The organism is Streptomyces sp. XM83C (assembly GCF_023072675.1).
Taxonomy (GTDB): domain Bacteria; phylum Actinomycetota; class Actinomycetes; order Streptomycetales; family Streptomycetaceae; genus Streptomyces; species Streptomyces thermocoprophilus.
The window spans coordinates 1-10259 of sequence record NZ_JALLGL010000222.1; the positions used below are offsets into that span (position 1 = coordinate 1).

A 10259-nucleotide genomic window follows, 5' to 3' on the forward strand; every position below is an offset into this window, starting at 1 on the left:
GGGCGGAGAGGGCCGGAGGCGCCGGGGTGGGGCCGTAGGTCTCAGGTCCCGGTCCGGTTCGTCCGTCGAACCGATGTGGAGGGGCGGCGGGCCGTGCTCGGCTCCGGGCCATGACGACGACGCAATCGGACGGTACGGCGGCCAGGCTGCTCGGCGAGGCCGAGGTGGCGTATCTGCGGTCGCAGCGGCTCGGGCGGATGGCCACCGTCGATCCGCAGGGGCAGCCGCAGGCCAACCCGGTCGACTTCCACCTCCATGACGACGGGACGGTCCTGATCGGCGGGTACGCGCTGGGCACCACGAAGAAGTGGCGGAACCTCCAGCGGAACGCGAAGGTCGCGCTGGTCGTCGACGACGTGGTGAGCGTGCGGCCGTGGCGGGTGCGCGGGGTCGAGACCCGCGGCGAGGCCGAGCTGCTCGTCGGCCCGCACGATCTGGGCGCGCACTTCAGCGAGGAGCTGATCCGCATCCACCCGCGGTGGGTGCACGCCTGGGGCCTGGACGACGAGCCGGCTCGGTGACCGGCCCGCCCGCCCGGTGCCCGACGGCGGGGTCAGTGCCCGACGGCCGGGAGCACACCCTCCAGCGCGAGGAGCCACTGTTTGCGGTCAAGGCCGCCCGCGTAGCCGGTGAGGGTGCCGTTCGCGCCGATCACCCGGTGGCAGGGGCGCAGGATCAGCAGCGGGTTGGCGCCGATCGCGCCGCCGACGGCACGGACGGCGGCCCTGGGTGCGCCGATGCGGGCGGCGATCTCACCGTACGTGGTGGTCGCCCCGTAGGGGACGTCGTCCAGGGCGTCCCATACGCGCCGCCGGAAGTCGGTGCCGTGGGGGCGCAGCCGCAGCCGGAACTCTTTCAGGTCGCCGGCGAAGTAGGCGGCGAGCTGTTCCTCGGCGTCCCGGAACAGCGCGGGGTCGCGCACCCAGTCGGCGCCGGCGGTGCGCCCGCCGCGCTGCCCGGGCACGGACAGGGAGGTCAGCGAGCCGTCGGGGTCGGCGGTCAGCAGCAGGGTGCCGAGCGGGCTCGGCGTCTCGGTGTAGCGGATCGGGCCGGTCATACGGGGCTCCAGTCCCCTGCGACATGCAGGTGGTGTACGGCGTAGGTGCGCCAGGGGCGCCAGGTGTCGGGCAGGTCGGTGCCGGGCGGCGCGACGTCGGGGTCGCCGAGGGCGCGGGCGCGGATCGCGGCGGCGGTCGTGGCGTCGACGCCGGGCAGGGCGAGCAGGGCCTGCTGGGCGGTGTCGCGGTCGGCGCCCGGGTCGAGGCGTACGGCGCCGTCGGCGAGGGCGGCGGTGAGCGCGCCGAGGGGGCCGCCGGGCGCGGCCTCGGCGAGGACGCCCGGCTCGGGGAAGAGGTGGGTGAGGGTGCCGCAGGGCGCGTCGAGGGTCTTGCCGTACCGCTGGACGAGCCGTGCGGCCTCGGCGGTGCCGGTGAGGGCGCGGACGGCGTACTCCTCGGCGTCGGCTGCGCCCGGCACGCGCAGCCCGGGGCGGGCGGCGACGAGGGGCGCGAGGCGGGGGTCGGCGGCGAGGCGTTCGTCCACGGCGTACGGGTCGGCGTCCAGGTCGAACAGGCGGCGCAGCCGCTGCACGGCGGTGGTGAGGTCGCGCGGGTCGGTGAGGTGCAGCCGCGCCTGGAGCCAGCCGCCGGGGTGGGCGGCGCCGCCGGGGCGGGCCGTGCGGGGGCGTTCGTCGACGGCGACGATGCCGGTGCCGTAGGGCAGCCGCAGGGTGCGCCGGTAGACGCGCCGGCCGGGCGGGCCGGCCACTTCCTCCACGCCGGGTACGGCCTCCCGCGTCAGCTGGTCGAAGACGGGACCGGTCGGGTACGGCCCCCGGTGGGCGAGCCGCAGTGGGATGCCGGCGCCGGGGGTGCCGGAGCGGCGGCCTCGGGGGGCGTCGGCGCGCAGCCGGCTGGGGGTCCGGTCGTACACGGCCCGTACCGTGTCGTTGAACTGGCGGATGCTGGCGAACCCGGCCGCGAACGCGATGTCGGTGACGGGCAGGTCGGTGGTCTGGAGCAGGACACGCGCGGTGTGGGCGCGCTGGGCGCGGGCCAGGGCGACCGGTCCGGCGCCCAGTTCGGCGGTGAGCTGCCGCTGCACCTGACGGCGGCTGTAGCCGAGCCGGGCGGCCAGGCCGGCGACGCCTTCCCGGTCGACGACTCCGTCGCCGATGAGCCTCATGGCCCGCCCGACGACATCGGCGCGTACGTTCCACTCGGCCGACCCGGGCACGGCGTCCGGCCGGCACCGCCGGCAGGCGCGGAACCCGCTGCGCTGGGCCGCTGCCGCCGTCGCGAAGAACCGCACGTTGTGCCGTTTCGGCGGGACGGCGGGGCAGCTGGGCCGGCAGTAGATGCCGGTCGTCTCGACGGCGAAGAAGAACACGCCGTCGAACCGGCCGTCTCGGCTGCGCACGGCCTCGTACCTGGTCTCCTCGTCCATCACGCCTTCCAGTGTGCGGGGTCGGCCGGGCCCGGACTGGCGGGATTCGGACGTGACGGTGGGCCGGGGTGGCGGTGAGCGGGGGCAGCGGCGAGCGGGGGCGCCCGTACAGGCACCCCTCGCCCACCGGCGGTCGTTGCGCGGACCGCTCGGCGGCGGCCGTCACGCGCCCCGATCACCCGCGGTCGCGGTACGGGTGCCGCCCACCGGCGGTCGTGCTGCGGGCGGCACCCCCAACCGTCGTACCGCCGGGGCGACCGCTCAGCGCAGCCGGCCGCGCTTGGCCTCCATGGCGGCCCGGCCCTCCGCGCCCTTGCGTTTCCAGTCCCGGCGCAGTTCGGCGCGGAGCCGGGCGTCGGTCTTGGCGACGATGCGCTGGTTCTCCCGCATCAGCTTGCGGTAGCTCTCCAGGCGTCGTACGGGAAGCTCGCCGCTGTCGATGGCGGCGCGCACGGCGCAGCCCGGCTCGGCGTCGTGGGCGCAGTCGTGGAAGCGGCAGTCGGCGGCCAGTTCCTCGATCTCCGCGAAGACCTGGCCGACGCCGGTCTCCGCGTCCCACAGACCGACGCCGCGCAGCCCGGGCGTGTCGATGAGGACGCCTCCGCCGGGCAGCAGGAGCAGGTTCCGTGTGGTGGTGGTGTGCCGGCCCTTGCCGTCGACGTCGCGTGTCGCCTGCACGGCCATGGCGTCCTCGCCGAGGAGCGCGTTGGCGAGGGTGGACTTGCCCGCGCCGGACTGGCCGAGCAGCACGGACGTGCCGCCGGAGACGACCGCCGCGACCACGTCCAGTCCCTCGCCGTGCGCGGCGCTCACGGGGAGGACGGGCACGCCGGGGGCGGTGGTCTCGACGTCCTGGACGAGGTACGACAGCGTCGTCTCGTCGGGGACGAGGTCGGCCTTGGTGAGCACCACGACCGGCTGCGCCCCGGACTCCCAGGCGAGTGCGAGGAACCGTTCGATGCGGGCGAGGTCGAGTTCGACGCCGAGGGAGACGGCCACGACGGCGTGGTCGACGTTGGCGGCGAGGATCTGTCCCTCGGACCGCTTGGAGGAGGTGGAGCGCACGAAGGCGGTGCGGCGCGGCAGATACGCCCGTACGTAGCGAGGGTTGCCGCCGGGTTCGACGGCGACCCAGTCGCCGGTGCACACGACGCGCATCGGGTCGTGCGGGGTGACGAACGCGGTGTCGGCGCGCAGCACGCCGCCGTCGGTGACGACGTCGCACTGGCCGCGGTCGACGCGGATCACGCGTCCGGGCAGGAGGCCCTGCTGCTGGTAGGGGGCGAATTCCGACTCCCAGCTCGCGTCCCAGCCGTATCGGGTGAGCGGACGTGACGAAGCCGAGGAGGAAAGCAGAGAGGAAGACAACGGGGGGTGGACCCTTCACATGGGGTGCCCCCGGCGCCGCGCGTGGACGCGGGAAGAGTGAGGTGAGATCAGCCGGGGAGCACGGAGGTGGACTTGACGGACCGGTTCGGAGCAGCGCTCATCGCAACGACAGCCATCGGTCGACACCTCCTTGCGCGCACACGGCGACTCAGGCCCTCGGCGGGGTGCCGGGGCGACGGAATCGACCTTAGTGGCCGGGTCGGAGGGTGCGCGAGTGATTTTCGGGGGTGCGGGGGACGCGTTTCCCCGATGCGCATCCTCAGGCTGATCCCCCACCCCGCTGTCATCTCGTGGTGCGGGCAGGCCCGTGTCACCTCGTGGCGCAGGCCCGCCCGTTGAGTGTGAAGCCGTACGGGTGGGTGTTGCGGTCGGTCCAGGTGGCGAGGAAACCGAAGGAGAGGGTGCCGCCGGCCGAGACGGTGCGGTCGAAGTCGGCGGCGTCGGCGGTGACGTGGGGGCCGCTCTGGGTGGCCTGGGCGTTCCACATCTGGGTGATGCGCTGGCCGTCGCGGAAGGACCAGTCGACGTGCCAGTCGGTGAGGGCGTCGGCGGTGGTGACGGTGACGGCGGCCTGGAAGCCGTCGGGCCACTGGTTGGTGATGCTGTAGTGGACCGTGCAGGCGGCCGGGGTCGGCGGTGCGGGCGCCCGCGGTGTCGCCGTCGGAGCCGAGCGGGATCAGGGTGACGGCGAGGGCGAGCAGCGAGACGACGCCGGTGGCGGCGAGGAGGCCGCCTCGGGTACGGCGGGTGCGGTCGGGTTCGGCGGGCTGCTCGGCCTGGGAGGCGCCGGCGCGGACCTCGACGGCCCTGCGGCGGCGTTCCAGATAGGCGAGGCCGCCCCAGCCGAGGACGCCGCCGGCGAGGGCGGCGGGGAGGGTGCCGCCGTGCAGGCGCAGGCAGGCGACGGCCTCGGCGCAGTCGGGGCAGACGGCGAGGTGCCGGGACAGGTCGTCGGGGGTGTCGATGCCGGGGCGGCGGGTCACCGCGTCGAGGAGGTGGGCGTAGCGGCGGCACTCGATGTCGAGCGGGGCGTCGAGGTGGGCGCGGCGGCAGCGGTCGCGGAACAGGACGCGGACATGGTCGAGTTCCTCGGCGGCGGCGGCCGGGTCCAGGCCGAAGCGGCGGGCGAGGGCGCGCAGCGGCAGGGCCTCCACCTCGGCGAGCCACAGCAGTTCGGCGTCGGCCTCCTGGAGGTCGCGCAGTGCGCGCAGGGCGAGGGCGCGGCGGCCGGTGTGCCGGCCGGCCTGGGGGGAGTTCAGCCACAGCCGGAGGTCGGGGTCGAGGTCGTGGCCGCGTCCTGTGGCCTCCCAGTCGGCGGCGGTGTCGCGGACGGCGGTGAGCAGCAGCGGGATGCGTGGCAGCCGGGCGGTGCGGCGGCCTGGGGCGCGGCGGGTGACGGCCTCGGCGTCGCGGACCTGGCGCAGGCCGCGGGCGAAGGCCTCGCGGGCCAGCGTGGGCGCCGCGGCGGTACCGGCCGTGCACAGGTCGGCGTAGGAGAGGACGGCGTCCCAGCACTCGGTGAACTGCGCGGCCTCGGAGGCGTCCTGGGCGGTCGGCAGGTCGGGCATGCGTCTCCTGCATCCACACGGGCGAGGTCAACCGGTCTTCCCTGCACTGGAGTTGAGCGTACCTCGCGGGGCGGTGGCCGAGCCTTTCACGCTTCCCGCACAACTGACAAGCGCGCTGTTCAGATACGGGGCCCGCGACCGTACCGACGGACGGTACGGGCGCGGGCCCCGGTGTGTTCAGTGGGCGACGGTGTGTTCAGCGGGCGGCGGGGGCGGGTTCCTCCGCGGGGAGGCTGTCCATGAAGGAGCTGACGGAGAACACGGCGCGGCCGGGGCCGGGCGGGCCGTAGCCGGGGGGCGAGGACAGGCCGAAGTCCTCCATGGTCTGCCGGTAGGCCTGGAGGAGCCGGATGTGGTACTCGAGGGGCGCGCCCTGCGGGTTGGCCTTGCCGAGCGGGGTGGTGGGCTCGGGGCACCAGGTGGTGAAGCGGGGCGTGATGCCGTGCGACATGAAGAAGCGCAGGCCCTCGGTGGTGGAGGCGATGGCCTCGTCGACGGTCTTGAAGCCGAAGGGTTCGGCCATCTCGACACCGGCGACGAAGTTGGGGATGACGTTGCGGGCGCCGAAGACGTCGGCGGAGTCGAGGATGCGCTTGTGCCATTCGTCGCGGCCGACGTAGCGCTCCTTGCCGGGGCAGTACATCTTGAACAGGTACTCGTCCCACACCTCGTAGTTGGGGTGGTAGATCTGCACGCCGTAGTCCTTGAACCGCTGCACGTCGGCCTTGGGCAGGGCCTGGGCGACGACCTTGCCGATCCAGCGGCCGGGGAAGCGTTCCTCGATGGCCTTGGCGTAGTGGCCGTAGAAGTCGGCCTCGTCGCGGCCGGAGACGGTCTTGGTGATGGCGCCGCCGGTGAGGGTGTAGGCGGTGGAGGCCTTCGCGGTGTCGTACCGGTCGATGATCTCCAGGGCCTCCAGGACCTCCTCGACGTCCTTGACGCCGGTGTAGGGGCGGCCGGCGGCCTTGTGCTGGCGCCAGTTGTGGTTGATGTCGCAGTACTGGCACTCCTCCTTGGCGCCGAAGTACTGGCAGACGCGGAAGACGGTGAGGTAGATCAGGTAGCCCCACTGGATGGTGGGGGCGACCTCCATGACGGACTTCCCGTTGGAGAGGGTGTGCCGGTAGTACTCGGGCATCGGGGGGACGCCGACGTCGGCGATCCGCTTGCCGTCGAGGTACAGCCCGAGCATGCCCTCGTCGTCGGCGGCGACGCGGTACGGGGAGGACGGGTTCACCCGGACGGAGACCACGGTGCGGCGCAGATCGTAGGGGCCGCCGGTGAGGATGATCTCCTCGGGCGGGCGGCGCAGCGCGGCCTCGCCCAGTTCGGGCAGGGTGCCGTGGTCGAAGGAGAAGATGAAGTACGACTTCGGTTTCACCTCCCCGTCCTCGTTGTCGCTGAGGGCCGAGGGGTCGAAGGCGACCCCGCCGCGCAGCAGGTCCTCCTTGAAGACGGCCTCCCGCGGTACATGGGGGAAGCGCTCCATCAGATCCTCGACCAGCGCGGTACGGCTGCCCATCCCTTACTCCTCCCGGCTCAGGCGTACGACTCCTCACGGTATGCCCTGGCTGCGGCCGAGGCCCGGCCGGGTCCCCCCCGGAGCGGCGGAACAGGATATGTTAAGTCGGATTACTAATTCGGCTGCGAGTGTGGGAGGGCGTCCGGCATGACCGTGACCAACTGGGCGGGCAACATCACGTACACCGCCGGGGCTGCGCACCGGCCGCGTTCCCTGGAGGAGCTGCGGACGCTCGTCGCCGGGGCGGCGGCGGTACGGGTGCTGGGCAGCGGCCACTCCTTCAACGAGATCGCCGAGCCGGGCGCCGGGGGCCTCCTGCTGTCGCTGGCGGAGCTGCCCGCCGAGGTCGACGTGGACACGGCGGCGCGCACGGTTCGGGTGGGCGGCGGGGTGCGGTACGCCGAGCTGGCCCGCCGGGTGCACGGTCATGGGCTCGCCCTGCCGAACATGGCCTCGCTGCCGCACATCTCGGTGGCGGGCTCGGTCGCGACCGGCACACACGGCTCCGGGGTGGGCAACGGGCCGCTCGCCGACGCCGTCCGCGAGGTGGAGCTGGTCACCGCCGACGGTGCGACCGTCGTCCTCGGCCGGGACGACGCCCGTTTCGGCGGGGCGGTCACCTCGCTGGGCGCGCTGGGTGTCGTCACCGCCCTCACCCTGGACCTGGAGCCCGCCTACGAGGTGGAGCAGCATCTGTTCACGGAGCTTCCGGCGGACGGCTGGGACTTCGAGGAGGTCGCGTCGGCGGCGTACAGCGTGAGCCTGTTCACCGACTGGCGCGACCCCGGGTTCCGGCAGGTGTGGCTGAAGCGGCGCACCGACGAGCCGCTGCGTGACTTCCCGTGGGCGGTGCCGGCGAAGGTGGCGCTGCACCCGGTGCCGGGCATGCCGCCGGAGAACTGCACCGAGCAGTTCGGTGTGCCGGGGCCCTGGCACGAGCGGCTGCCCCACTTCCGTGCCGAGTTCACCCCGAGCAGCGGGGCGGAGCTCCAGAGCGAGTATCTGATGCCGCGCCGTCACGCGGCCGAGGCGCTGCGCGCGCTGGACGGGGTGCGTGCCGTGGTGGCGCCGGTGACGCAGACCTGCGAGGTGCGGACGGTGGCCGGCGACCGGCAGTGGCTCAGCCCGTCGTACGGCCGGGACACCGTGGCGGTGCACTTCACCTGGGTGGAGGACACCGCGGCCGTACTGCCGGCGGTGCGTGCCGTGGAGGAGGCGCTGGAGCCGTTCGACCCGCGTCCGCACTGGGGCAAGGTGTTCACCACCCCCGCCGAGACGCTCCGCGCCCGCTACCCCCGCCTCGGCGACTTCCGGCGCCTGGTGGCGGAACTGGACCCGTCGGGCGCGTTCACCAACGCGTTCGTACGGCGGGTGCTGGACGCCGGCCGGGCGTGAGACGGGCACCGAGACGGGCGAAGGGACCGCCGGCTTGATCGCTAGGCTGGGAGGCCTCTGACAGCGTTCGTGGAGGTTCTCCTTGGCCCGTGCCGGCATCACCGTCGACCGTCTCGTGGCGGCAGCCGCCGAACTCGCCGACGAGGTGGGGTTCGACAAGGTCAGCCTCTCCGCGCTGGCGCGGCGGTTCGGCGTGAAGGACGCGAGCCTGTACTCGCACGTCCGCAACCTCCAGGAGCTGCGCATGCGGCTCGCCCTGCTGGCGGGCGGCGAGATGACCGACCGGATCGCCGACGCGGTGGCCGGGCGGTCCGGCAAGGAGGCGCTGGCCGCGTTCGCCGCCGCCTACCGGGAGTACGCGCTGACCCACCCCGGGCGGTACGCCGCCACGCAGATCCATGTCGACCCGGCGCTCGCGGCCGACTCCCCCGCGATGCGCCGCACCACCGAGGTCACCTACGGGCTGCTGCGCGCCTACGGTCTGAAGGAGCCCGACCTGACCGACGCCGTCCGCCTGCTGCGCAGCACCTTCCACGGGTACTGCGCGCTGGAGGCGGGCGGCGGCTTCAACGCCTCGCGGGACGTGGGGAGTTCCTGGGACCGGGTGGTGGACGCGCTGCACACCGCCCTCACCCACTGGCCGCGCGGGACCCACGGTCCCGAGGCGGGGTGAGCTTCCCCCGCCCGGCTCTCAGCGGGGCGTGCTGTACGCCCGTACCGTCTCGTACGCCGGTGTGGTGCCCGTCGGCGCACGGCCCCGCAGGATGTCCGCGGCGGCGTCCAGGGCGGCGCCGAGCGCCCGGCGGTACAGCAGCGAGCCGAGACTGATCCGGGAGACGCCGAGGTCGGCGAGCCGGTCGATGCCGGGGCCGTCCGGGGAGTACAGGACGTTGAGCGGCACGTCGAGGTGGCGTACCAGCTCGGCGATCTCGCGCGGGTCGGTCACGCCGGGCACGAACACACCGTCGGCGCCCGCCTCGCGGTAGGCGTCCAGCCGGGCCAGTGCGGCCGTCGTGCCGCCCTCGCCGAGCCAGTGGGTGTCGGTGCGGGCGTTGACGAACAGACCGGGCGCGGCGGACTTCACCGCGGCGATCTTCGCGGCGTGCCGGCGGGCCGACCCCAGGCCGTCCTCCAGGTTCACCCCGACCACACCCACCACCCACAACTTCCGGGCGAACTCGGCCACCTCGTCAGGGTCTTCGCTGAAGCCGTCCTCGGCGTCCACGGTGAGCAGGAAGGGGCCGCCGCCGAGGGCGAGGGCCAGCCGCAGTGTCTCGTCGCGGGTCGCGGACGTGCCGTCGGGCAGCCCGGCCGCGGCGGCCGTACCGAGGCTCGTCGTCGCGACGGCGGGGAATCCGGCGGCGGCGAGGGCGTGCGCGGAGGCGTGGGCCCAGGCGTTGGGCAGCAGCAGGGGCCGGTCCCCGTGGTGCAGGGCCGCGAACGCGGCCGACGACGAGCGGGGGCGGTGCGGCGGGGGCCCGCCGGGCGAGCTGTCGGTCATACCGGCACGGTAGGCCGGTGACGCTTCGGTGCCGGCCGAAGCGTCCGCATGCTCGGCGGCGACGTCCGGCCTCACCGCGCTCTCCGCCCGCCCGCGTCGGGCGGAGCCGCGTCTGTTCGGCCGTTGACCCTGCGCCGTACCTGGCACGGCACCAAGCATTCACCGCCGAATGCCGCGCCGCTGGAAAGGCGACGCCGTGATCAAACCAGCCACATCGCGAGCATCTCAGCTCGCCGGTTGGCCTGCGGACCTTTCACGGATGACGGTCCGACCGCCTCCTCGCGTGGTGACGGCGGACCGCAATTGCCAGTAGTGAAGCTTCCCCTTGATCGTGGACACCTGGAGACTGGGACCTGAGGTTCCAGAGGAAGTAGCGCCAGGTGGGAAGCAAGTACACGAAGCGGTACACCGAGGAGTTCAAGCGGGACGCGATCGCGCT

The 10259-nt window shown here is 73.9% G+C and carries 8 protein-coding genes and 1 pseudogene; 3 read left to right on the plus strand and 6 right to left on the minus strand.

Annotated features, from left to right (window positions below):
• Positions 1-110: 110 nt before the first annotated feature.
• Complete coding sequence (locus tag MTQ10_RS22100; protein WP_247471239.1) at positions 111-521, plus strand: PPOX class F420-dependent oxidoreductase; 411 nt, start codon at positions 111-113, stop codon at positions 519-521.
• Positions 522-553: 32 nt separating this feature from the next.
• Here MTQ10_RS22100 and MTQ10_RS22105 read toward each other — a convergent pair whose 3' ends face one another.
• The 5 genes and pseudogenes from MTQ10_RS22105 to MTQ10_RS22125 form a co-directional block, all read right to left on the minus strand.
• On the minus strand, positions 554-1057 hold the full coding sequence (locus MTQ10_RS22105; protein WP_247471241.1) for a methylated-DNA--[protein]-cysteine S-methyltransferase: 504 nt from the start codon (positions 1055-1057) through the stop codon (positions 554-556).
• Positions 1054-2445: a DNA-3-methyladenine glycosylase 2 family protein gene (locus tag MTQ10_RS22110; RefSeq protein ID WP_247471257.1), complete on the minus strand. Its 1392-nt coding sequence runs from the start codon at positions 2443-2445 to the stop codon at positions 1054-1056. The genes MTQ10_RS22105 and MTQ10_RS22110 overlap by 4 nt, the downstream gene beginning before the upstream one ends.
• A 261-nt stretch (positions 2446-2706) precedes the next feature.
• Positions 2707-3813, minus strand: coding sequence for a ribosome small subunit-dependent GTPase A (gene rsgA, locus MTQ10_RS22115; protein WP_247471244.1), 1107 nt, complete (start codon positions 3811-3813; stop codon positions 2707-2709).
• A gap of 331 nt (positions 3814-4144) precedes the next feature.
• Positions 4145-5402 (minus strand): annotated as a pseudogene (locus tag MTQ10_RS31725) (cellulose binding domain-containing protein).
• Positions 5403-5598: 196 nt separating this feature from the next.
• Positions 5599-6924 (minus strand): radical SAM protein, encoded by a 1326-nt coding sequence (locus tag MTQ10_RS22125; RefSeq protein ID WP_247471247.1) that lies wholly within the window; start codon positions 6922-6924, stop codon positions 5599-5601.
• Between the two features lie 147 nt (positions 6925-7071).
• Between MTQ10_RS22125 and MTQ10_RS22130 the strand changes: the two genes are divergently transcribed.
• Together MTQ10_RS22130 and MTQ10_RS22135 are read left to right on the plus strand one after the other, a co-directional pair.
• Positions 7072-8319 (plus strand): D-arabinono-1,4-lactone oxidase, encoded by a 1248-nt coding sequence (locus tag MTQ10_RS22130; protein ID WP_247471249.1) that lies wholly within the window; start codon positions 7072-7074, stop codon positions 8317-8319.
• Positions 8320-8401: 82 nt separating this feature from the next.
• Positions 8402-8992: a TetR/AcrR family transcriptional regulator gene (locus MTQ10_RS22135; protein ID WP_247471251.1), complete on the plus strand. Its 591-nt coding sequence runs from the start codon at positions 8402-8404 to the stop codon at positions 8990-8992.
• Positions 8993-9010: 18 nt separating this feature from the next.
• Here MTQ10_RS22135 and MTQ10_RS22140 read toward each other — a convergent pair whose 3' ends face one another.
• The gene (locus tag MTQ10_RS22140) at positions 9011-9820 is read right to left on the minus strand and encodes an isocitrate lyase/PEP mutase family protein (protein ID WP_247471255.1); all 810 of its coding nucleotides are present in this window, start codon (positions 9818-9820) and stop codon (positions 9011-9013) included.
• Positions 9821-10259 lie beyond the last annotated feature (439 nt).